Below are 24,453 nucleotides of genomic sequence, written 5' to 3' on the forward strand. Positions count from 1 at the left end.
TATGAATACAAACACTTTAGACAAACTGCGGAAGATGAAGTTCTTCGGCATGTTCCATGCTTTTCAAAGCAGCCTGGAAACCGGGCAAACAGATCACTACACGGCCGATGAACTCTTGGCCTACCTGGTGGATGCCGAATGGGATGACCGGCATAACCGGCGTATAGAGCGCCAGATCTATCATGCCAAGTTCCGCTACAAAGCGTCCATTGAAGAGGTGAACTACCAGGCAGAGCGGAGCATTGACCGCAACCTGGTCATGCGCCTGGCGGACTGCACCTTCATTGAGCGCAATGAGAATGTGCTCCTGACCGGCAGCACCGGCATTGGCAAAAGCTACATCGCCTCTGCTATTGGTTACCAGGCCTGTATGCAGGGCTATAGGGTATTCTATGCCAGTACACCCAAGCTATTTGCCAAACTCAAGATGGCCAAGGCTGATGGCTCCTACATCAAAGAGATCGCAAAGATTGAACGCCAGCAACTGCTCATACTCGATGACTTTGGCTTGCAGCCTTTTGATGCACAAAACAGGGCTGCCCTGATGGAGATCATTGAAGACCGGCATGGTAAAGCATCCCTGATCATTACCTCACAGCTTCCGGTCAGTAAATGGCATGAGGTCATCGGTGAAAAAACAATAGCTGATGCAATATTAGACCGTATCGTACACAGCGCTCACCGGCTGGATCTCAAGGGTGAATCCATGAGAAAAAAACGCAGGGCTGATGAAAAGGAAATCAGTTACCAATAATAACTTGAGATAGCTAACTTTGTAATAATGCTTCTACAGCATTGGCTGCATCATTCCGCCAGTTCTCAGACTGGTCAGTTTGCCACGGAATAGCCTGGTCAACATCCCCGGAATACCTACCCTGCCGTCCATATCACCAAGCTGTACATCAAGCAATAAGATATCTGGACGGACTTGCTGTATGGTTTCGATCACTGCGTGGCCATTATCCAGCCCGGAAACGGCATAACCCTCGGACTCCAAGATGATCATAATAATCTCCCGAATATCGTGATCATCGTCCACAACTAATACTTTTTTCTGACCTGTTAACATACCTTATTGCATATGCGTTGCAATTGCAAATATCGGACCACGAGCGAGTGGTGTATTTGATGCGCAATTAAATATTAAACGCGATTTGCGCGAGCAAGAAAAACAAATCTAAACCATTGTATAGCTTACTGTAAGTTTTAGTGATTACGGTGTTGAAATGTAATTGCTTAGCGTATAAGAAGATTATCCATTCAGCATGAACGTAAAGCTGCGCAAGCCACTGATTTTATATCCTAGTGCTATTAAACAACAAATGAAATTCTTAAACTAGGTACAAAAAAATTACATTGCAATCTCGAAATGGCTTTTACATATGCATTAATGATTTGCATTAATTACACTTAAATATGTCGTCTTATTTAAAAGACCGATACTACTATAATAACAAATATCCGTTTTTACGAAGGGGACAATATAGATCAATTACATTTAAGAAAACACGACACTAACCCGCGATCTCATAAATCTTCGAAATTGTGTGAGAAATGTGTGAGAAACAAAAAACCCCACTCGCCAGAGTGGGGTTAAATCATTGATTTTGAGGCTCCTGAGGCTGGGCTCGAACCAGCGACCCTCTGATTAACAGTCAGATGCTCTAACCGGCTGAGCTACTCAGGAGTATTTTCCGGTGTGGAGTGGTGCAAAAGTAGAAATTGTCCGGTAATTTCACAATATTTGCAGAAAAAAATTTAAAAATATTTTTCATGAGTTTATTAGTGATTGGTACTGTGGCATTTGACACTATTGAAACCCCTTTTGGCAAGACCGATAAAATTGTTGGCGGAGCTGCTACCTATGCTAGTTTAGCAGCATCTTACTTTTACAACCAAGTAAAAATAGTGGCCGTAGTAGGTGACGACTTTCCGAAAGAAGAAATAGCAGACTTTGAGCAACACAATATTAACACAGAGGGTTTGCAGGTAAAACCGGGAGAAAAATCATTTTTCTGGAGCGGCCGCTACCATAATGATATGAACAGCCGCGATACCTTGATTACCGAACTCAATGTACTGGCAGATTTCGACCCTATTATTCCTGAGTCTTACCAAGATTGTGAATACCTGATGCTGGGTAACCTGACTCCTCAAGTTCAGCAAACAGTAATTAAGCGCATGCACAAGCGCCCTAAACTAATTGTGATGGATACCATGAACTTCTGGATGGACATCGCGCTTGACGATTTATTGGAAACCATTAAACTGGTAGATGTGCTTACCATCAATGATGCAGAAGCACGTCAACTATCTGGCGAATACTCATTAGTTAAAGCTGCACATAAGATATTAACCATAGGTCCGAAATACCTGATTATTAAAAAAGGGGAACATGGTGCATTATTATTTCATGAAGATAAGGTATTCTCAGCCCCTGCCCTTCCATTAGCTGAAGTGTTTGATCCTACAGGTGCTGGCGATACCTTCGCCGGTGGTTTTATTGGCTATTTAGCTAAAGTGGGTACCATCAATTTTAATAACATGAAGAATGCTATCATATTTGGTTCGGCATTGGCTTCGTTTTGCGTAGAAAAGTTTGGCACTGAAAAAATCAAGAACTTAACTGCCGAAGAAGTTTCAGGGCGGGTACAGGAGTTTGTTAATCTAGCTCAATTTGAAATTGTTCTGTAAACATTCTGCTGTAATTTAAATTGTTGGATTTATACTTAGTAGAAAACTATTATTCTTACTAAGTATAAATCTAATATCGAAAGCATTAACCCCAAACAATAACCTTTGCGCTGAGTAAGCCAACTCCTATAAACTATGCTGCAAATTGAAGAAAACGTTTCACTCAAAAATCTGAACACCTTTGGCATTGAAGCGAAAGCCCGATTTTTTGTGGAGATCAACCATGAAGATGAATTAACTGAACTTTTTATGGATCAACAATGGCAGCAAACCGAAAGGCTTATTTTAGGAGGCGGCAGTAATATGCTACTGGTAAATGATTTTGGCGGATTAGTAATCCGCATGAACATACGGGGTATTGAACATCGTATTAATCATACCAATGTTTTTGTAGAAGCAGGTGCAGGCGAATCATGGAACGAACTGGTGAATTACTGTGTTGACCATAATTTTGCCGGTATGGAAAACCTGAGCCTTATTCCAGGTTCAGTTGGCGCCTCTCCTATTCAAAATATTGGTGCTTATGGTATTGAATTGAAAGACGTTTTTGAAAGTTGCCATACTTTTGAAATTGCTACCGGAAACTTTAAAACCTTTAACAAAGAGGAATGCCAATTTGGATATCGTGAAAGTGTATTTAAATCTGCTTTAAAGAGACAATATATTATTACTACCGTAAAGTTCCGGTTATCAACTACGCCAAACCTTAATTTAAGCTACAGCGCTATTGAGCAGGAACTAAACAGTAGAGGTATCATACAGCCTACACTTAAAGACGTATCGAAAGTAGTATCAGCTATTCGGGTATCTAAGTTACCAGACCCTTCTACTATAGGTAATTCAGGAAGCTTTTTTAAAAACCCCATTATATCTGCCCAGCAATTCGAAGCAGTTCAACAGAACTATCCTACTATACCGCATTATCCCGGCAACAATGGTGGCGTAAAGCTGGCGGCTGGCTGGCTTATTGAGCAATGCGGATGGAAGGGAAAAACAATTGGCCATACCGGAACCTGGAAAAATCAGGCATTGGTATTAGTGAACCATGGCGGAGCTACCGGACAGGAAGTATATAACCTGTCGTCGCAAATCATAGACAGTGTGTACAGTAAATTTGGCGTTATGCTGGAACGAGAGGTCAATATCATTCAATAAAAGCCTACATATTTAAACACCATCCCAAAATCTGAACAGTGTATATAGCACTGCTGCAAAATTGTTTTCAAAAACTTTTAATCATACAGTTATTTTTTTCCCTTTTTGTTTTAAAATACATAACCAACTACAATACAGGAACTTAATTAAAAAAAGCAAGCTTAAGTAGTACTTTACTTTTGCAGCTTTGACAAAAAAACAATCACTTTTATTCATCGAATTATCAATTTGGCATAAAACGGTATCATGTTTGTCAATACTTCTGTACAAAACTTTAACAGATAACAGAATGACAAAGATTGAGTTTAACTCCATGGTACTGCGTCAAGCCAGTTCATTACGATCATACGCTCTGCACTTCACACATGACGCAGACGATGCTAACGACCTTGTTCAGGATACAATGTTGAAGGCTATAACTTATTACAATAAGTTTAAAGAAGGCACTAACTTAAAAGGATGGTTGTATACCATCATGAAAAATACTTTCATTAATAACTATCGTCGCTTTGTAAAAATGAGCACTTTTGTAACCAAATCAGAAGAAATCTCATCAGCAAACCTAGTATTTAGCTCAACCAAAAATCAAGGTGAATCTAAATTCGTAATGGATGATATCAGAAGAGCTTTAGACAGATTACCTGAAGACTATTATGTACCTTTTACGATGTATTTCGAAGGTCACAAATATCATGAAATCGCTGATCATTTAACTATTCCAATTGGTACTGTTAAAACTCGCATTCACGTAGCACGCAAACTTTTAAAGAAAAATTTGAAAGCTTACGATAACGGTGTTAAAAAAGCAGTATACGCAGAAGAAGAAGATTAATCATTAATCATCTTTCAACATATAACATTAACTAAAAAGGCCTGCTTAAATTTAAGCAGGCCTTTTTAGTTAATAAGCAGATTCTTTAAATCCTCCTTACTAAAGTAATCTGCGAAACCTTAACTTTCCATCATCTTTATTGCCTCTTGTGCCACCATTTGACCTGAAATCAATGCTGGTGGCACCCCAGGTCCAGGTACGGTAAGTTGCCCGGTGTACAACATGTTTTTGATTTTTTTAGCCCGCATGGCTGGTTTGAAAAAAGCAGTTTGGGCTAACGTATTCGCCAAACCATAGGCATTGCCTTTAAAAGAGTGGTAATCTGCTTTAAAATCATTCATGGCATAGCTGCGCTTCACTACAATATTGTCTCTGATTCTTTCTCCGGTAACAGCCTCAAAGCGGTCTAACATTAAAGTAAAATACTTTTCGCGTAACCCTTCATCATCATGCAAGCCAGGAGCTAGTGGCATTAAGAAAAACAGGTTCTCGCAACCTTCCGGTGCAACCGTACTATCTGTTTTAGAGGTGCATGACACATAAAACAATGGCTTAGTAGGCCATTTCGGGTCCGTATATATTTCTTTAGCATGCAGTTCAAAGTCTTCATCAAAAAACAAATTATGGTGTTCAATGGCGTTTAGCTTTTTATTCACCCCTATATAGTACAATAAACTAGACGGCGACATAGTGCGACTATTCCAGTAATCGGGTGTATAGTTTTGATGACTTTTATCAATCAACTGCTGATCTACATGTTCATAATCAGCACCGGCAATTACAAAATCAGCCGTAAAGCTACCCTGCGTTGTTTGGAGGGTGTTTACTTTGTTCTGCTCAATATCTATATGCGCTACTTCTGTGTTCAATTTTATATCCACGCCAAAGCTTTCAGCCAACTTAACCATTGCTTTTACAATTTCATGCATACCACCTTTAGGGTACCAGGTACCTAACACCAAATCGGCATAGTTCATCATGCTGTACATGGCCGGTGTATTTTGCGGAGTAGCACCTAAAAATAATACCGGGAACTCCAGCAGCTTAATCAACTTTGGGTTTTTAAAGTAACCACGCACATGCTTACTCATGCTAGTCAGCAACTGAATACCGAAACTTTTCTTAATTAAATTAAAGTCGATAAATTCAGTAATGGAGTGCGAGGGTCTGAATACATATTCACCCATCCCTACTTTATACTTGTATTCGGCTTGGTTCAAAAAATTTTGCAGTTCAGCGCCACTGCCGGGTTCCAGTTGTTCAAACAAGTTTTTCAGTTTATTCAAGTCAGCAGGTACATCCAGCACATCATTGGTGCCATAATAAACACGGTAACCCGGATCTAATCGTTCCAGTGTATAAAAATCTGCCGGCTTTTTACCGAATAAAGCAAAGTAATTTTCAAACACATCAGGCATCCAATACCAGCTTGGGCCCATATCAAAAGTAAAGCCTTTTTGCTGCCAAATACGTGCCCGGCCACCTGACTGCTCATTTTTTTCCAGTATAGTAACCTGGTAACCTGCTTTGGCCAGTAAAGTGGCGGCAGCCAAGCCAGCAAAGCCCGCGCCTATTACAATAACTTTTTTGTGCTGATTCATGCGTGTTGAAGAAACCCCAAATAAGCAAAATGTTTTGCAGAGCAGCTAAACAATTATGCCCTGATATATGTACATTTGATAAAATAGCTCTTACTGATGAATTTATATGATGAAACCTGCTTTGAGTGCAGTAAAATTATTACGACCAAGTATAGCACATCATTCAGTAAGGGAATTATGGCTTTTGATAAACGCTTTCGTTATCCCATTTATGCCATATACGGCTTTGTGCGTTATGCTGACGAAATTGTTGATACCTTTCATGATTACGACAAGCAAAAATTAATTACTGATTTCCGAACAGAAACATTTATTGCTATTCGACAAAGAATTAGTTTAAATCCGGTATTGCAATCTTTTCAGCAAATAGTAAACGCTTACCGTATTGAAGATGAATTGATTGATGCCTTTCTACATTCAATGGAAATGGATCTGGATATTACCAGCTATGACCAAGCAGGTTATCATCAATACATTTATGGATCGGCTGAGGTTGTAGGGCTAATGTGCCTACGGGTATTTTGTGAAAATAATGAAGAGTTATACCAACAATTACGGCCTATGGCCCGCAGCTTAGGTGCAGCCTTTCAAAAAATTAATTTTTTACGCGATGTGAAGTCTGACTATGAAGACCGCGGCCGTACTTATTTCCCGTTTGTTGACTTTAACCGTTTTACCGAGCAGGATAAATTGCAAATTGAAGCTGATATCAAAAAAGACTTTGATGATGCTTTTGAAGGTATCAAATTACTTCCTCGCGGTACACGGCTAGGGGTTTATATTGCTTACATCTACTACCGTCAGCTATTTAAAAAAATAAGTCGTACACCAGCTAGCATAATACTACAAAAACGTATTCGAGTATCTGACACCCACAAAATGGCTTTATATTTTAAAGCTGTTTTGCATCAAAAACTAAATGTGATATAATGTTGGTGAAAAGAGGGATAGTGTTATTACTGCTAACCTGGTGCGTGGCTGTGAATGCCGAAGTACCTAATTTAAAGTTATTACGCCAGCAACTATTGGAAGCAGTACAGAAACGCAGTACCAATGATTCATTATACCATTCGCTTACTACCACTAAAAACAAGTCTCCTTTGCTTACCAGTTACCTGGGTGCTGTAGAAGCATTGCGAGCTAAGCATACTTGGAACCCATATTTAAAGCTGAAGTATTTAAATGATGCTGAAAACACTTTAGAAGGTGCTGTAAACAACGACCCTCACAATATAGAAATACGTTTTATGCGCTTTTCTATTGAGCATAACGTTCCTGGATTTTTAGGATATACTAAACACCTGGAGGCTGATAGAAAAGAAATGATCAGGCAGCTAGATAAAAAATATTATGCCTCAGCTGATCAGAATGTGGTGATTACCATCATCAAGTTTCTAATCAACTCCAAGCGTTGTACACCTGATGAAAATGAAACTCTGCATAAACAATTAGCCGCGCTGAAGTGAGATACGCCTACCTGCTTATTAATTTTCTGACTGTTATTTTTCCGGTATTGCTATCGTTTGATAAACGTGTGCGCTTTTATAAAAAGTGGAAGTACATTTGGCCGGGCATGGCTATTACCGGATTGGTATTTCTGTTCTGGGATGTGCTGTTTACTATAAAAGGAGTATGGTCGTTCAACCCGGATTTTATTACGGGATTAACCTTTTTCCGGCTGCCTATTGAAGAAATACTATTTTTCTTAACCGTGCCTTTCTCCTGCATTTTTATTTACGCCTGTTTAAACTACTATGTACGGAAGCGATTACCATCAATCGTTAGCCAGATCATATCAGCTATAATTATAATTTTAAGCTTGGTTATGCTGGCTTTATATCATAATCGATTGTACACCTTGGTTACGTTTAGCCTGTTATTAGTTTTGATTGCAGTGCTGCAATATGTCTTTAAATCCCCTTGGCTCAAGCGCTTTTATGTAGCTTACATAGTTTCATTACTGCCATTTTATATTGTTAATGGTGTTTTAACAGCTATCCCTATCGTTATTTATAACAATGCGGAGAACATTGGAAAACGAGTAGGTACCATCCCCTTTGAAGACCACTTCTACTCGATGGCTCTTCTGCTCATGAACGTAGGCTTTTACGAATACTTTAAACGAAGGGCTAAAACTATTGCTGCTGCATGAGTTTACCTTCATATACCCGATCACAATTAGCTTTGCGTAATGGGCAGGATAAGCCCGAAATATGGGTAGCATGGCAAGGTACTATCTATGATGTAACCGATAGCCGCTTATGGCGCAACGGCAAGCACTATGAACATTGGGCCGGGCAAGATTTAACTGAAGAACTAGCCGATGCGCCACATACAGCTACTGTATTTGAACGTTTCAAGGCCATTGGGCAATTAACTTAATACTACTTTATAACTCTTATGCATCTTCTGCTAGTGGTTCCAGAACCAGTTTGCTCCAACCTTTATGTCCGGCATTACGGAGTTCTTTTTTCTTTTCATCCATTACCTTTTTGATACGCGCACTATAAGCCCAGCAAGTACTTTGCCTGATGGAGAGTATTTCTGAAAGTTTGTGCGATGATATTTTGCCTTTAGTACTATAAACTAAAAACAGCATATAAAAAGCTTTATTGATCGGAATACGGGTATTCTGCAAAATAGTATAGGCAATTACCGACTCTTCATACCCGCATTTTGAACACCGTCTGCTATAAGGTAAATGCCCATTACTGTAATGAGTATGCCCGCACTTACGACAGGCATAACCTTTTTCCCATTTCAAATCAGATAAAAACTTAAAACAAGCTTCACGGTCTGGATAGATGCGGCTAAACTCCTCGAAATCTACATCCGAAGACATGACCCTATCGTGCGTCACTTTTTCAATACTGGTTTGCAGCACAATATTGTCTTTTTCCAGCAACACGTTCATGCGCGAAATTTCTTCAGCCTGTTGCTGCAACAACATGTTCACTGATTTAAGCTCTTCATTCTGTTGCTCAATTACAGCAGATTGTTCTACCAGCTCCTTAGTACGCTCGGTTACCTGCTGTTCCAGCATTCGGTTTATGCCATCTTTCAGCTCTTCATTTTTACGAAGCTGCTGTATTGTGTTCCGCTGAGCTTGGTTTTTCTTAGTTTTTAGAAACCGTACCTTGTCGCCTATCGCAAAAGAAATAAACAGCATTTCCATCACAAAGCAGAAGCTCAAGCTGTAGTGCGTAACAGGTCCGAAGGGCAACCAAGCTACATTAAGCGCCAGCAATACTTTAATCATAAAACCGGCGAGTAAGAAGCTGTAACCAATTACAAAGTACCGGGCAGGTCGGTAACCTTTGTACAATATACGGCAACCCGTAAAATAGGCTAATGACAGCGGTACTATTTCTATAATTTTATAGGCAAACCAGTTTTTGTTAAAGAATAGGCACGCCACAAAAAACAAACTGCGCAGTAAAATAACACCCCAGATAACTTTGTTTAACCGGTTAGCTTTACTCCTGACGTATAATAGGCTTTGCGTAAATAATAAAGCAAATATACTAGCCAAAAACAAGGCAATACCATAAGCATACTGATTCCAAACCGGTGCATTAGGCCATATAAACTGGTAAGCAATACCATCGGCACACATTTCATATAACCCGATACTGAGGTTATATAAAATATAATACAAGTATTGTATTTGCCTGATAGCAAAAAACATGACTAAGTTATATAAGCTGAATACCAGCACCATGCCATAGAAAATACCGAAAAAGAAATACTCATCCAGTGCATAGTGTATGAACCAACTTACCGAACGCAACACCACAATCACATTAGCTGGCTGATGCGACTTTAGCCGCATGTAGTAAACCGAAGTTTTTTCAGGCTGATTATTTATGTTGATACTAAAGTTCTTGTGCTGATAGAGCCGCTGTATAAAGGGGTGACTTGCTCCTAAATGAAACGCAGCGTAGTGATGATTTTCATCTGGCGAGAAAACAGTTACATCATCAATGGTTTGGTCGAAAAACTCAAGCAGCCAATTATTGTGTGTATTGGGGTTATTAGCTATCCTGATACGGTACCAATAAACCGAGTTGGTATTAGTGGTAACTGGTGTACTTAGCGTACTCGGCTTAAACTTAGCGGCTAAATCAGGTGAGGCCACCTGATTAATGGTATAATGCCCAGCAGCATCCTCTAAGCAATCGATTTCATGGTAAGTAAAGATGTGCTGGTCTATCTTATCTGATAGTGGTACGGCTACTTGTGCTTTAACACTATATACCATACACAAAGCAGCCCAGAGCTGCAATACAAAGGCCCGGCAAATCAACTTACTCACTGTAATGTATTAATATAATAGTGCCTGATAAATTCTTGCAGCGCAAAAATACTGATCATTTATCAGGCACTATTATACCTGGTTTAATACAACAATAATATCAATTTTTAATCTTTAATCCTAACGCTTTTATATAGCCGGTATTAGGTGTACAGTTTTCAAATTTGCACTGGTTTAAAACGTCCATAATAGCTTGTTTTAGCTGCTCACGATTTTGCGGCGCCGCTTTACGAATGTCGGCAAAATTGCCACGCGGCTTCTCGGTATAATCAATTACCAAGTCGTAATTGGCTGGTTTACTAAAGCTCATTACGCCTGCGGTATTATCCATTTTTTTATAAGGCCAGTAATGCCAGCCTATATGGTTTTGTTCAAGTACAGCTGTAAATTGCGCAATCCATTCATCCTTGTTTTCTCCAGTTTCCCCAATATAAATCGGAATGTTGTATTTATCTCTCATGTCTAAATACTTCTGGATGCTAGCTTTAACCGGAGGTGCCCAATAGCTGTGAAAGGTATATACCATTTTAGCATCAAACGGACCTGTTAGCGGATTGAAATTGCCATCCCATTGCGCACCACCTATAAAAATAATATGATTATTATCTACTGTACGAATTACTTGAGTAATGCGCTTGTACAATGGTTCTAACCGAGGATTAAAATGAGCCGTATCAAAAAAAGTAGCGATAGGTTCATTTAATAAATCGTACCCCATTACGGTAGTTTCATTTTTATAATGAGTAGCAATAGTACGCCAGATGTTTATGGTTAACTGCTGACTGGCGGCATCATCAAATAGGAAGGGATAACCATAACCATCATCAATATTATCACCAGTTTGGCCACCGGGTGCACAATGCATGTCTAAAATAACATGTAAGCCTTCCTGCTTGCACCAACCAATTACCCGATCTATCAATTCAAAACCATGATTAGGATTGCTCTCTCCTAAGTAATCTTCATCAGTAAATAATTTGTAATTGAACGGTATCCGGATAGAGTTCATGCCTAAGCTTTTCAGAAAATGAATATCGGCACGGGTAATATAATTGTTTAAGTATTGCTTCCAGAAAGCTTTGGTTGCTTCAGGGCCCATTAACTCTGCAAAAGCCTCATTAATCAGCTTAGGTGAATTGATACTTTTAAACTTAAACATATAGCCTTCGGGTACCAACCAGTTGCCCAAATTAGTACCACGCATATAAAATGGTTTACCATCGGTACCTATAATGTCTTTGCCTTTTACCGAGATAAACTTACCGCTTTGCGCTTGTACAGTGCTGCCTATAGTTGCACACAGGGCAACCATAACTATTTTTTTTAGAGTTTTTAACATAGGTGTGTTGTTAGATGAGGAAAGATTTTGTGTTGTATGGCACCACAAAAAAGCTGTATTAAGTTAGATACCTTTCACCACGAATGTATTTGACTTAATACAGCTTCTATTTATTAACTTACATAGCAACTACGCCATTCAAACGAATGTCGCGTGATGAACTGCCTACCAGCACATCAAAGTTGCCTTTTTCCATTACCCATTGATTTTTAGTATCATTAAAATATTTAAAAGCATCCGGATTAAGCGTTAATGAAACCTGCTTGGTTTCACCAGGTTTTAAAAATATTTTTTCAAAACCTTTCAACTCCTTTTCAGGGCGTGGCAAGGTTGACTTTTCTTGCTTTAGATACAGCTGCGTAATTTCGGCACCGGCTACTTTACCGCTATTAGTTACATTAAACGTTACCGTAGCAGCATCGCCATTAGCTTTTACCTTTAGGTTGTTGTATCTAAAGGTGGTATATGATAAGCCATAACCAAAGGCAAACTGCGGCTCTACTTTCCAAGTATCAAAATAACGGTAACCAACATAAATATCATCCAGGTAATACACGTTAGTACCGTCTCCCGGAAACTGACCTAACTTATGTGCAGGAGCATCGGCCAATATTTTCGGGAAGGTCATGGGCAATTTACCAGATGGATTAACCTGACCGAATATAATTCTAGCCAGTGCATTACCACCTTCCATACCAGGGTACCAAGCTTGTATAATGCCCGGTGTTTGGTTTACCCATTGAGTCATGTCGATAGCTCCGCCTCCCATTAGTACGACAACAGTTTTAGGGTTAGCTTTTAATACTGCTTTAATTAATTCATCCTGCCCAAAAGGCATGTTCATGTTCGGTTTATCGGTATCTTCTGCATCGTAAGCATTATCGCCCCATTTGTTGTAGTCGTAACCGTGTGTCCAGCCGCCTACTACTACGGCTACGTCGGCCTTTGCAGCAGCGTCAGCAGCCTGCTTAATCATGCCAGCATCGGCAGTTGCGCCACGCTCTATTTTATAGCCTTGTGCATAAGTTATCTTAACCTTACCGCCAACTACATTTTTTAAGCCTTGTAATGGTGTTATTTCGTATAGTGCCTTAATTTGCGAACTGCCACCACCCAAAGCTTGAGGCCGGTCAGCATTGTAACCAATTACAGCAATTGATTTTACTGATGATGATAAAGGCAAAATATGGTTTTGGTTCTTTAACAGCACTATACCTTCTTCGGCAATCTTGGCTGTAGCTTGCTGATGTTCTTTTGTGTTAAACTCCCCTTTTTTACGGTTTTGCTTATCCAGCACATGAGTTTTCAGCATTACATACAAAATACGACGTACTTTATCATCAATCAGGTTTTCAGGTACTATGCCTTTTTTAACCAGGGTTATTACTGTATCACCTAAAAAGAATTTGCTATAGTCGCGATGATCACCTTGCTCCAAATCGGTGCCCATTTCCAGGTCGGTACCGTTCCAGAGGGCTTGTACCGTGCTATGTACCGCAGCCCAATCGCTCATCACTAAACCTTTAAAGCCCCATTCTTTTTTCAGAATCTGGTTAATTAGGTAGTTGTTGTGCGTAGCCCATTCGCCGCGTACTTTGTTGTATGAGCCCATTAGCGTATTCACCCCAGCTTCGGTTATTGCAGCTTTAAAGCCGGGTAAATAAATTTCACGTAGTGCACGCTCGCTTACTTCAACATTAATTTTGGTACGCAGATATTCTTGGTTATTCAAGGCAAAATGCTTTACACAGGCAGATACACCCTGATCTTGTACGCCTTTAATGTAACCTACTACCATGCGCGATATTAAATAAGGATCTTCACTCTCGTACTCAAAGTTTCTGCCATTTAGCGGTGAGCGAATGATATTGATGCCGGGACCTAAAATTACATCTTTACCCCGATAATTAGCCTCGCTGCCTAATACAGAACCAAAGGCATAGCCCAAGCTGGGATTCCAGGTAGCCGCTAAACATACGCCTGTAGGCAGGTAAGTACTGGCATCATTGGTTACCTCCGGTCGGTTTTCCAGCCTGACACCGTGAGGCCCGTCAGACATTACAAAATCAGGAATACCCAGCCGCGGTACACCTGCCGAAGTGAAGGTTGTGTTACCATGTATCATGTTCACCTTCTCCTGTAAAGTCATTTTCTTGAGCAAAGCATCAGCTTTACCGTACAGCTCAGCATCAGTTTGTGCAAAAGCCGGAGCTTGCAACAGTAATGGCACCGATACTATAGCTGCTTTAAACAGATAAGTAACAATTTTCATAACCTTAATTAATTATAGTGTACTCTTATTTTTAGTTGAACTGCCAGCCTGCTCAGCTTTAAGCCAAGCCAATACTTTTTTAGTTTCTTCAGGGTATATGGTAATACGGTGAGTTCGTACCCGATAAGGTACCGCTGTTGATTGTACACCATTGTGTACAGCAATTACGCTGGATGATTTAGCCGGCATATGGCAATCAATACATTTACTAGTGATAACAGCCGCACTTAACTGATTAGCTAACGGGCAAAAGTTATGCTTAGCAGTACTATGGCAGCTTTGACATCGGTTTACAAAAAGCTGTGCTATGCCACGCTCATTATTATGCGTGTTATGACAGGTAGCACAATCCATTTTGCTTTTGATAAAACAAGGGCTGCTGGCCAGCAATTGGGTTTGATTACCATGTACATCTAAGTTAGCCGAATCCACAACGGGATGGTAAAAAGACACTTCTTTATAACTATCCAGGGCATCACCGGGCTTGAATGTAAAAGTTGATTTCACCATTCTGCCACTATTGCCTGAATGGCATTGTGCGCACATATCAATTTTTTGAGCTCGTGTTAATGCACTGTATTTCGCAATATATTTGGCTGTTTTTACATCCGGATATTCGGTATGATAATTCACGTGGTTGGTTCCAGGACCATGACAACGTTCGCAATCAATACTCAACATAAGAGCATTCTTATCTAACCTGACCGGACGATCAGTAAGGCTTTGGCTTTCTTGCGGTAGCTCCTTGCCATAAGAAGCATGGCACTCAAAACATCGTATGCCAATTACACGGCTAAAATCAATATGGTCGCCCTCATAACCAGGGCTGTTACCCCAACCTTTTAAACCTACATAATAAGACATAGGCAGTTGCAAAACCTGTTTATCTTTCCAGTACAAGTAGGTTTCTGCTTTTATACCACCTATGGTTAAATTGAATGGGTGTGCTTCAGTTGGTTTACCACCAACATAACTAACCTGATAAAAGCCGTTTTTACGTTTTTCCATAACGGCTTTCAAGTGTGCATTGAAAACAACCGTATTTTTTTCCGGCTCGAAACTGCCGTGAATAGAACCTGCTGATGCCAAACGGCTGGTTTGATAGTGAGCCGTATGCAGATAATTGCTGTAAATATCCTTATGGCATTTCATACAAGCTTTACTACCCGCATACAACTCCCCTCTTGCATCAACCGGTTGATCTTTACGCAAGCATTGTGAAAAGATAACCGTTAAGGGTACCAGAAAAACTATTAACAGGCGTATATAGCGTTTCGGTATCATGTAGTTGTTTTAAAATCAGATAAACTGAGTTAACCTAGTCAACCACCAAGGTGGCAATAGAGTGTGGTAAACTTACGGTTGCTGCTGACTTTCCTTTGATAATTAATTGATAAGGCAAATTTTGATCGGTACCATTCATCACTACCACAGCCAGCTTACCATCTTGGTTAATGAAAGCGGTTGTTTGTAAAGCATCACGGTTAGATGAACTAATTACCCGTTTAGCCATAGGGCGTACAAACTTTGAGAAATGGCCGATGTAGTAAAATGCATTCATGTAAATGATTTCGCCGGTTTTAGTATCAGCATGTACGGGTGCAAAGCAGAAGTTACCTACGTGGTTTGGTCCGCCTTTTTCATCCAGTAATATATTCCAATCGGTCCAACCTACAACACCATTGTTAAAATCATTAATCATGGATTTACCATACAGTTCGCCCCATTTCCACTCATGAATAGTGCTCATATTAAAACGTTCGCTGCAACCTTCTGTAAATATTAAATTTTTATCCGGGAAAGCTTCTTTTACACGCTTCACATTATCAAACACATCGTGTACATACCAATGGAAACCAGTCCCCCAAACATATTTAGCTGCTTCCGGATCTTCTAACACAGTACTAGCCCGCTGGTATAACAAATCACGGTTATGATCCCAAATAATCAATTTCTTATCTGCCATACCTGATTTATGCAAGGTCGGACCTAAAAAGTTTTTCACAAAATCACGTTCCTCAGCAGCAGTATATATGCATGATTCCCATGTTTGGTTAGCCATAGGCTCATTCTGTACTGATAATCCCCAAATGGGTATGCCTTCTTTTTCGTAAGCTTTGATAAACTTTACATAAAAATTAGCCCAAGGCTGATCGTATTCTGCTTTCAAGCTGCCACCATGTAATACATCATTATTGGTTTTCATCCATGCAGGAGGACTCCAAGGCGTAGCAAACATAGTTAGCTTACCACCTGCAGCAGCAATAATTTGTTTGATAAAAGGAATGCGGTACTTTTTATCATGACCGATATCAAAGCTTTTTAAATCTACATCGTTGTTAATTACATAGCTGTAGCTATCGCTTGAAAAATCGCAGCTTTGAATATGTGTACGACCTAAAGTATAACCAATACCATTTTTCGGATCATAATAGTTAGTTAGTATTTCTTGCTGCTTTGCCTTAGGCAACTTGTAAAATGTTTCGGCAGAAGCATCAGTTAAAGCGCCGCCTATGCCCAGAACAGTCTGGAACGTTTTAGCCGGATCAACAAATATGCAAGCTTCTGACTCTTTCGGTTGCTCATTAGTTGTGAAATTAACGGTTTCAGTTTTAGCTAAACGATAGTTCGTATTTTCAGCAGTGGTATATACCGTAACCTTTTTGCCAGCTGTTGAAAACTTAGACGTAACTGGCTGTTGTGCCTGCGCTGTATAAGCGAAGGCGACACATAAAGCAGAAATTTTAAATAATAAAGGTGTTTTTTTCATTATGGGGGTTAGTATGCCAAAAGTAGATTTTAAGATTTAAAAGTTACCAGGTGTAAGTAGCCACAGCTCCACCATTCAGGCTAGTAGCTACTGCTTTGTTATTAAATTTTATATTAAAGCTCTGTGATGTGCTACCGCTATTTAATACAATAAGCACTTTTTTACCTTCAGGAGTTTTGAATGCTACGTTTTGCAGATTACCTACTATAGCTGAGCCTATACGTACTGAACCTGGGCGCACAAATTTTGAAGCATGTGCTATAATGTAGTAAGAAACATTACGTACATAACCATTATTAATGGTTAATGCGCCTTTACAAGTTGAACAGCCACCGTCTGTATGCGGACCGTAAGATGGATCGGAGGCCAAGTTCCATTCTAACACGTTACGGCTCCAGTTACGCGTAGCACCTATTATTAAGTTTTGTACATGCCACTGCAAATCACCACTAAAATTAGATGTTGAAGCCGTGTACTGTTCTGTAAAATAGATATTTTTAGCAGGGTAGCTATTATGCACACTTGTTAAAGCATCAATAGAGCCCGCGTATAAGTGAAATGCAGAGCCATCTACATAAGCATTGGCACCAGCATCAGCAAATATGGCTAAAGGATATTCCGTATGGTCGGTATTATGGTCGTAGGCAATGATTTTAGTAGTTAAACCTGCAGCTTTAAACTGCGGACCTAAATTATTTTTGATAAAGTTAGCCTGCTCTGTAGCCTGCATTAACATAGCCGGATTATTATACTCGTTTAAAGGTTCATTTTGAGGAGTAATGGCATCAATGGTAATCCCTTCTGCCTTCATGGCTTGTATATATTTAACAAAGTATTTAGCATACACATCGTAATACTCTGTTTTCAAACTACCACCCTTAAATAAGCCGTTAGTTTTCATCCAGGTAGGCGCAGTCCAGGGGCAAGCTAGTATTTTAATGGAGGGATTAATTGCTATAATCTTTTTTAATACCGGAATTAAGTCTGTACGCTCTTTATCAATACTAAAGTATTGCAAATTTAAATCGCTGGTGGCATTGCTGGTTATTTCATCATAAGTGTAAACACTTGCACTTAAATCTGATGCTCCAATACTGATGCGCAAATAACTTATACCAATATTGGTAGTATCTGCAGCAAATAACTCTTTCAATAAAGTATTCTGTTGTGTACTGCTTAAACTATTAATCAGAGATGCACTACCTCCAGTTAAAGTAAAGCCAAATCCATCAATAGGTTGATATGTCTGTGTGGTATCTACTTCAATTGTTGGGTTAGAGTTAGTAGTAGTGCCAAACAGTAAGCTTATATTCTGTTTTTGAAACAATATAGTTTGATCTGACTGGGTAAGCCACATGTTAACATCTGTTTTAACTGGTGTAACGGTTGATGTGCCATTACCTGCACCGGTAGTAGGTGTAGTATCAGTACTTGAACCTTTTTTACAACTTATGCCAGCACCTAATAATACTGTTAAGCAGCCAATAAAACCTAAATATTTTAAATTCTTTATTTTCATAGTAGATTATTTTCAAACAAGATTAAGCCTTATTTATCTATCATCTTATAATATCTGATGTAATCAACATCCATTGTAGCTGGAAGTGTATTATCATCAATTCCTTGCGCTCCTCCCCAATCACCTCCATAAGCAATGTTAAGTAGCATGTGAAAACGCTTATCAAAAGGCCATTCGTATGAGCCGGTACCATCATTTACATATTCAAGAACCGGTACATTATCTACATAGCCCTTTACGGAATAAGGTGTCCAATCTACTCTGTACAAATGGTAGGTGTTTATAGCGTCGTCCAATCGGGTTATGTTAGTTTTTTGATTATTTTGTTTGAAGTTATATTTACCTGTATGAGCACTTACATGTATAACGTTAGGATCGTATCCAACCATTTCCATAATGTCAAACTCTCCAGATGCAGGCCAAGCGCCATAAGCATAGTCGGTTGGTAGCATCCATATAGCAGGCCAAGTACCTTTACCTGATGGTAATTTAGCCTTAACTTCAACCCTACCATACAAAAAATCAAACTTGTTGCGAGATGCCAATCGAGCCGACGTATAATTTCGGCCACCTACATTTTCTTTTCGCAAGGTAATAGTTAGTTTATCATTAGCTACCCGCGCATTATTAATTGAATTGGTATAATATTCTAATTCATTGTTTCCCCAACCACTTCCGCCAATATCATAGCCCCATTTGGTAGTATCGGGCAAACCGGTATAATCAAATTCATCCTTCCAGGTGGGGGTGGTTTCAAAAGTCCAACCTTTATCAACAGGTGCTGTAACGGTGTTAACATAAGGTTGAGCAGTTTCTTTTTTGCCTGAACAAGATACTATGCTTACCGCTGCCAAAAAATAAAGAATACAGGTATATTTTAGTTTCATATAGTAAATAGTAAGCATAAAAAAAGGCAGCCAGTGTAGAACTGGCTGCCTTAAACCTAAGTTTATTAGTAACCTTTATTTTGTACTAAGACGGTATTATTCAACTCTCTCAATGGGATTGGAAGAATCTCATTAACACCTGATTTGAAGTTTTTGAAAGCTAGCACAGTTGGTGCCTGACCAGTTCTAACCAAGTCAAACCAACGGTGACCTTCAGTAGCTAACTCTAAACGGCGCTCATTGTAAATATTAGTTAAAGTAGCTGGTACTGAAGCTAGCTTAACACGTGCTCTTACCGCATCAAGAAGACTTTGTGCACGTCCGGTATTTGTACCGGCTTGTACCAATGCCTCAGCTTCCATCAGGTAAGTATCAGCCAATCTCATCTCAATATAATCATTTGGCCAGTTCAACTCGGTAGTACCACTTGCTGTTTTGTATTTTAACAATGGTGCGTATTTCACTAAGAAATAACCTGTATTCTGATAGCTTGGATCGTATTTAGTGTTAGTAGCTTTAGTTAAGCTATCAAGGTTTACGATGGTATAACCATAACGAGGGTCACCTTTCATAGCAGTAACTAACTGTGTAGTGATTGGGTTGAAACCCCAGCCAGCAAAGTAAATTGGGCCACTATAACTTCTTGCCCCAACCATTTGGGTGTACACGTTTGATTTGAAAGTGTTCCAGTTATTCCAATTGTAACTTTGAGAACCCGTGTGCTGAATTTCGAAAATAGATTCAGCGTTGAATTTATTTGATGGGCTGAAAACATCTCCATAGTTAGTTAATAAATGGTAACCATAAGTACTGGTACCACCAGGTGTACCATTTACGTCAGCGAACTGAGCAGCTGCTTGAGCCCATTTCTTCTCATAAAGGTAAACTTTACCCAGTAATGCTTTAGCTGCACCTTGTGAAGCACGCCCGTTTTCAGAAGTAGGAACAGTTGTAGGTAAATCAGGAATAGCTGCAGTTAAATCAGTTTCAACCTGTGCGTAAACTGCTGTTGAAGCTACTTGCTTTTGATTGTATAAATCAGCTGTAGCCAATGGTGCAGTCATTAAAGGCACATTTCCAAACAAACGTACTAAATCAAAATAGTAATGCGCTCTTAAAAATTTAGCTTCAGCAGTATAGCGTTTTAAATCACTAGCAGATAAACCTGGTACACTAGCCAGTTTGGATAAGATCAGATTAGTACGGTTTACACCAGTAAAATTAATATTCCAGAACTCACCTTGAGGTCCGGTAGCTGGCGTTAATAAACTATAATTGTTTACAGCTTGCCAAGTAGTCATATCTGACGAGCTACCTCCACCAGCAAAGCAATCATCAGATGCTGAATTTAAGGCACCTAGTGGATCTGCATACGTATTATCAGAGCCACCTGTTTCTGTATTTAATGGATCATAAGCAGCTACAACACCTGCTAAAGCTTCAGTTGGTGTTGAGTAATAGTTGGTTTCAAGGGTTGATCCGGCAGGTGAAAGTTCCAAGAAAGACTTTTTACAGGAGAACAATACACTCACCCCGGCAGCCACAATAACACTAAACTTAATGTATTTTGCTTTCATAATTTTAATTTTTTCTAATTGATTATAAAGTAACGTTTAAGCCCACCAGGAATGAACGAGATGCTGGATAAACACCACGGTCAATAGCGCCTGAAACTTCCGGATCATATCCTTTATAGCCGGTAATAGTAGCCAGGTTATTGCTGCTGATGTAAACGCGTACATTACTTACGTCAATTTTCTGTAACCAGTTTTTCTTAACTGTATAACCTATTTGTGCAGTTCTGATACGGAAGTATCCGCCATTATGCAAATAAAAGTTTGATGGATATTTAAAATTGTTGTTTGGATCGTTATCAGTAAGGCGAGGATAGTTGGTGTTAGTATTGGTCGGAGTCCAAGCATTTAAGGCTGCAATCTCGTAGTTAGCAGTAGGTAAATCTAAACGACGATAACCTTCAAATACTTTATTACCCCATGCACCTTGCCCGAATATTTTAAGATCGAAACCTTTGTAATTGGCGTTGATGGTTAAGCCATAAGTATATTTAGGCAGTGGACTACCTAAGAAAGTACGGTCAGCTTGATCAATTTTTCCATCACCATTAACATCTTGCCAGATGAAATCACCAGGTTTAGCGCCATCTAAGTGTGGGGTTGAATTGATTTGAGCCTGGGTCTGATAAATACCAACTTCTCTAAATCCATAGAAAGAACCTACAGGATGACCAGCTTGGTTACGTTGTAAAGAATAAGAGCTGATACCTTGGAAAGAACCTAAATCAAGATAAGACACTAAGTTACCTAAGGTTAGAATTTTGTTGTAATTGTAAGCGATGTTACCGTTTACGCCAAAACCAAAATCACCCATTTTTCTAGAGTAACCTAACTCTAACTCCATACCTTTATTAATCAGGTTACCAACGTTAGCATATGGCTGATCGGTGTAACCAGTATAACCAGGAACGGTTTGCTGTTGAATCATACCTTTAGTTAATCTGCGGTATAGATCGAAAGTAACGTTTAAGTTTTTGAAGATAACCGCATCAAAACCCAAATCAGTACTGTGCAACGATTCCCATTTTAAATCAGGGTTAGAAGGGCGGGTTGCAGAAGAACCTATAGTTAATTGATCGCTACCAAAAACGTAGTTATTTCCTGAACCTACAACTGATGTATAATAGAATGCACCCAACGATTGTTCATTACCTACAGCACCGTATGAACCACGGATTTTCAAGAAATCAACGAAGCTATCTTTAGGGAAGAATTTTTCACGAGTAACTACCCAGCCTACTTGCGCAGAAGGGAACACACCATATACATTGTTGCTACCGAATCTTGATGAACCATCTCGGCGGATAATACCTGAAAACAGATATTTTTGATCATAATCATAAGTTACGCGACCAAAAATAGAAGCTACTGTATAAGGTTGATCTTCACCAGAGTAACCCACACGATTTGCGGCTGATAAAGACTGGTTAAAAGATAACTGGCTGAAGCTAGTATAAGGCAAACCAGTATAATTAGTACCTAAAGTAACTCCGCTTTGACGAAAAGCACTAGTACCACCTAATACAGTAAAATTATGTAAACCAATAGCTTTGCTATAAGAAATAGTGTTATCCCAAGTATAAGTATAGTTACGGTTGTTGTTACGATTTGCAGCAGTAAGGGTAGTGTTGCTATTATTAGAGTTTAAGTAGTACAATGGAGTAAAAGAATCACCACCATAAAATGCTTGTTTAGCATTATACTGAGTTCTGATCTTTAAACCAGTAATTGGCTCTATCTCGGCAAATACGTTACCAAAGAGGTTATGTGACCAGCTGTAATTACCATTGATGGTTTGCGCATAAGCTAACGGATTGGTGATTTCATTACCTACATAAGGCGAAATAGCATATGGTACACCAGCTGAATTTCTAACGGCATACTGATTATAACCAGCAGCAATAGCAGAGTTAGTTTGTAAAACCGAAGTAATAGGATCCAAATTTAATGCCGAGCTTAATGGTCCACCAAACTCACTATTAGTATTGAAGCTACCTAGAGTTCTACCGTAAGCATAATTCAAGTTTTCACCAACAGTTAACCACTTTTTAACTTTAGAGTTGCTATTAACTGTAAAGCTATAACGTTTGTAATCTGATTGATCTTTTAGAATAATGCCGCGCTGATCTAAATAACCGAAGCTAGTGTAATACGTTGATTTTTCACTACCACCACTTACACTCAGGTTATGGTTTTGAATCATAGCATTGCTGAAGATTTCATCTTGCCAGTTAGTACCTACTCCATATGATGATGGATTGGCAAATGGAGCAGTACCACCATCGTTGGTAACTGCCTGGTTACGCAGAGTAGCATATTGAGTAGCATTTGCTAAGTCAACTTTGCGAATAGGTTGTTGAAAACCAATATAACCGTTGTAATTGATCACTGGAGTTCCAGCTTTACCTTTCTTAGTAGTTACCAAAATTACACCATTAGATGCACGGGAACCGTAAATAGCAGCTGATGCATCTTTCAAGACCTCGATAGACTCAATTGCATCTGGGTTTAAGTTATCAATACCTCCATTTATTACTACTAATCCGTCTATTACATAAAGTGGCTCACTATTGTTAATAGATGATGCACCACGTATACGTATTTGCGGTGCAGCACCAGGTGCACCTGAACTTTGAGTAACCGTAACACCAGAAGTTCTACCTTGTAAAGCTTGATCAAGGCGGGTAACTTGCTGATCTTGAATATCAGACGTTTTTACACGGGTAATAGCACCGGTAACAACGCTTTTCTTTTGGGTACCGAAACCAACTACTACAACGTCGTTAAGGTTGTTAGTACCTTCTGTTAAAGTTACATTAACAACAGATTGGTTGGCAATAGGCTCAGTTAAAGTAGTAAAGCCTACATAAGTAAATATTAAACTAGCGTTAGGCGCTGCATTAATAGTATAGCTACCATTAATATCAGTTGAAGTAGCAGTGGTAGTACCTTGCACTTTAACTCCTACGCCTGGTAAAGGCTGTCCGCTTTTGTCAGTTACTTTACCTTTTACAACAGATTGTGCAAAGGCAAAACTCAGACTTAAACATAAAAGCGAAATTAATAAAGTAAGTTTTTTTCTCATAAAATTGATAAAGTATTAAAAATTTTGTTGAATCATTATTCGTGGCCGCAAAGTTCCTAATGCGGCAACTATAGGTAAAATAGTATCACCCATACAACAGTAAGCAGTAATTTATAAGCATGTATTGAAATTGTTAATTGATTACACTATGCAAATAGCGCGTGGTTTTTTATTAATCGGTTTGTAAAGGTACGGAAGATTTTTCCTGACGAACAAATAAAATTTTATAATTTGTTGATTACTAGCTTATTATAAGCATTTTGAAACGGTTCAGTAACAACACTAATTTTACATAAACCTATTGATTATCAATACAAAGCAGCATAAAATCTATTCGTAATAAAACGTTTTTTGATACGGTATTTTCCAACGTTTAGTTACAGATATGATACTATTTTAAACCATTATGG

The 24,453-nt window shown here is 39.1% G+C and carries 19 protein-coding genes and 1 tRNA gene; 8 read left to right on the forward strand and 12 right to left on the reverse strand.

Annotated features, from left to right (window positions below; translation table 11 throughout):
- Position 1: 1 nt before the first annotated feature.
- A complete protein-coding gene (istB, locus tag HH214_RS06235; RefSeq protein ID WP_169605652.1) occupies positions 2 to 754 on the forward strand; it encodes an IS21-like element helper ATPase IstB in 753 nt (250 codons plus the stop codon).
- A 33-nt stretch (positions 755 to 787) separates the two neighbouring features.
- Here the strand turns inward: istB and HH214_RS06240 are convergent, their stop codons facing one another.
- Both HH214_RS06240 and HH214_RS06245 read right to left on the reverse strand, forming a co-directional pair.
- Positions 788 to 1,069, reverse strand: coding sequence for a response regulator transcription factor (locus HH214_RS06240; protein WP_169606507.1), 282 nt, complete (start codon positions 1,067 to 1,069; stop codon positions 788 to 790).
- A gap of 544 nt (positions 1,070 to 1,613) precedes the next feature.
- Positions 1,614 to 1,687, reverse strand: a tRNA-Asn gene (locus HH214_RS06245).
- A gap of 86 nt (positions 1,688 to 1,773) precedes the next feature.
- Here HH214_RS06245 and HH214_RS06250 point away from each other — a divergent pair.
- The 3 genes from HH214_RS06250 (at position 1,774) to HH214_RS06260 (ending at position 4,681) form a co-directional block, all read left to right on the forward strand.
- Positions 1,774 to 2,694: a PfkB family carbohydrate kinase gene (locus HH214_RS06250; RefSeq protein ID WP_169606508.1), complete on the forward strand. Its 921-nt coding sequence runs from the start codon at positions 1,774 to 1,776 to the stop codon at positions 2,692 to 2,694.
- 135 nt (positions 2,695 to 2,829) lie between these two features.
- Positions 2,830 to 3,849, forward strand: coding sequence for a UDP-N-acetylmuramate dehydrogenase (gene murB / locus HH214_RS06255; RefSeq protein WP_169606509.1), 1,020 nt, complete (start codon positions 2,830 to 2,832; stop codon positions 3,847 to 3,849).
- A gap of 289 nt (positions 3,850 to 4,138) precedes the next feature.
- Positions 4,139 to 4,681 carry an RNA polymerase sigma factor gene (locus HH214_RS06260; protein ID WP_169606510.1) on the forward strand — a complete coding sequence of 181 codons (543 nt, stop codon included), beginning with the start codon at positions 4,139 to 4,141 and terminating at the stop codon, positions 4,679 to 4,681.
- Positions 4,682 to 4,800: 119 nt separating this feature from the next.
- Here HH214_RS06260 and HH214_RS06265 read toward each other — a convergent pair whose 3' ends face one another.
- Complete coding sequence (locus HH214_RS06265; RefSeq protein WP_169606511.1) at positions 4,801 to 6,282, reverse strand: phytoene desaturase family protein; 1,482 nt, start codon at positions 6,280 to 6,282, stop codon at positions 4,801 to 4,803.
- 96 nt (positions 6,283 to 6,378) lie between these two features.
- On the opposite strand from HH214_RS06265, the gene HH214_RS06270 reads away from it, so the two are divergent.
- From HH214_RS06270 to HH214_RS06285, 4 genes are read left to right on the forward strand one after another with little or no spacing between them, the layout of a single operon-like run.
- The gene (locus HH214_RS06270) at positions 6,379 to 7,212 is read left to right on the forward strand and encodes a phytoene/squalene synthase family protein (protein WP_169606512.1); all 834 of its coding nucleotides are present in this window, start codon (positions 6,379 to 6,381) and stop codon (positions 7,210 to 7,212) included.
- On the forward strand, positions 7,212 to 7,748 hold the full coding sequence (locus tag HH214_RS06275) for a hypothetical protein (protein WP_211166318.1): 537 nt from the start codon (positions 7,212 to 7,214) through the stop codon (positions 7,746 to 7,748). Before HH214_RS06270 ends, HH214_RS06275 begins: the two co-directional genes overlap by 1 nt.
- The gene (locus HH214_RS06280; protein ID WP_169606514.1) at positions 7,745 to 8,434 is read left to right on the forward strand and encodes a lycopene cyclase domain-containing protein; all 690 of its coding nucleotides are present in this window, start codon (positions 7,745 to 7,747) and stop codon (positions 8,432 to 8,434) included. Before HH214_RS06275 ends, HH214_RS06280 begins: the two co-directional genes overlap by 4 nt.
- Entirely contained in the window at positions 8,431 to 8,664 is a 234-nt protein-coding gene (locus HH214_RS06285; RefSeq protein WP_169606515.1) for a cytochrome b5 domain-containing protein, read from the forward strand. Before HH214_RS06280 ends, HH214_RS06285 begins: the two co-directional genes overlap by 4 nt.
- A 16-nt stretch (positions 8,665 to 8,680) precedes the next feature.
- Here the strand turns inward: HH214_RS06285 and HH214_RS06290 are convergent, their stop codons facing one another.
- From HH214_RS06290 to HH214_RS06330, 9 genes are all read right to left on the reverse strand, one after another.
- Complete coding sequence (locus tag HH214_RS06290) at positions 8,681 to 10,597, reverse strand: 7TM diverse intracellular signaling domain-containing protein (RefSeq protein ID WP_248282222.1); 1,917 nt, start codon at positions 10,595 to 10,597, stop codon at positions 8,681 to 8,683.
- 100 nt (positions 10,598 to 10,697) lie between these two features.
- A complete protein-coding gene (locus tag HH214_RS06295) occupies positions 10,698 to 11,936 on the reverse strand; it encodes a glycoside hydrolase family 5 protein (protein WP_169606516.1) in 1,239 nt (412 codons plus the stop codon).
- Positions 11,937 to 12,054: 118 nt separating this feature from the next.
- Positions 12,055 to 14,208, reverse strand: a complete 2,154-nt coding sequence (locus HH214_RS06300; RefSeq protein ID WP_169606517.1) for a glycoside hydrolase family 3 C-terminal domain-containing protein — start codon at positions 14,206 to 14,208, stop codon at positions 12,055 to 12,057.
- A gap of 12 nt (positions 14,209 to 14,220) precedes the next feature.
- The gene (locus tag HH214_RS06305; RefSeq protein WP_169606518.1) at positions 14,221 to 15,492 is read right to left on the reverse strand and encodes a hypothetical protein; all 1,272 of its coding nucleotides are present in this window, start codon (positions 15,490 to 15,492) and stop codon (positions 14,221 to 14,223) included.
- A 34-nt stretch (positions 15,493 to 15,526) separates the two neighbouring features.
- Positions 15,527 to 16,978 (reverse strand): glycoside hydrolase family 30 protein, encoded by a 1,452-nt coding sequence (locus HH214_RS06310; RefSeq protein ID WP_169606519.1) that lies wholly within the window; start codon positions 16,976 to 16,978, stop codon positions 15,527 to 15,529.
- A gap of 43 nt (positions 16,979 to 17,021) precedes the next feature.
- Positions 17,022 to 18,497 (reverse strand): glycoside hydrolase family 30 protein, encoded by a 1,476-nt coding sequence (locus HH214_RS06315; protein WP_169606520.1) that lies wholly within the window; start codon positions 18,495 to 18,497, stop codon positions 17,022 to 17,024.
- Between the two features lie 29 nt (positions 18,498 to 18,526).
- Complete coding sequence (locus tag HH214_RS06320; protein ID WP_169606521.1) at positions 18,527 to 19,384, reverse strand: glycoside hydrolase family 16 protein; 858 nt, start codon at positions 19,382 to 19,384, stop codon at positions 18,527 to 18,529.
- Positions 19,385 to 19,449: 65 nt separating this feature from the next.
- Positions 19,450 to 20,961, reverse strand: coding sequence for a RagB/SusD family nutrient uptake outer membrane protein (locus HH214_RS06325; RefSeq protein WP_169606522.1), 1,512 nt, complete (start codon positions 20,959 to 20,961; stop codon positions 19,450 to 19,452).
- A gap of 22 nt (positions 20,962 to 20,983) precedes the next feature.
- Entirely contained in the window at positions 20,984 to 24,043 is a 3,060-nt protein-coding gene (locus tag HH214_RS06330; protein WP_169606523.1) for a SusC/RagA family TonB-linked outer membrane protein, read from the reverse strand.
- Positions 24,044 to 24,453 lie beyond the last annotated feature (410 nt).

The sequence above is a fragment of the Mucilaginibacter robiniae genome (assembly GCF_012849215.1).
Lineage (GTDB): Bacteria > Bacteroidota > Bacteroidia > Sphingobacteriales > Sphingobacteriaceae > Mucilaginibacter > Mucilaginibacter robiniae.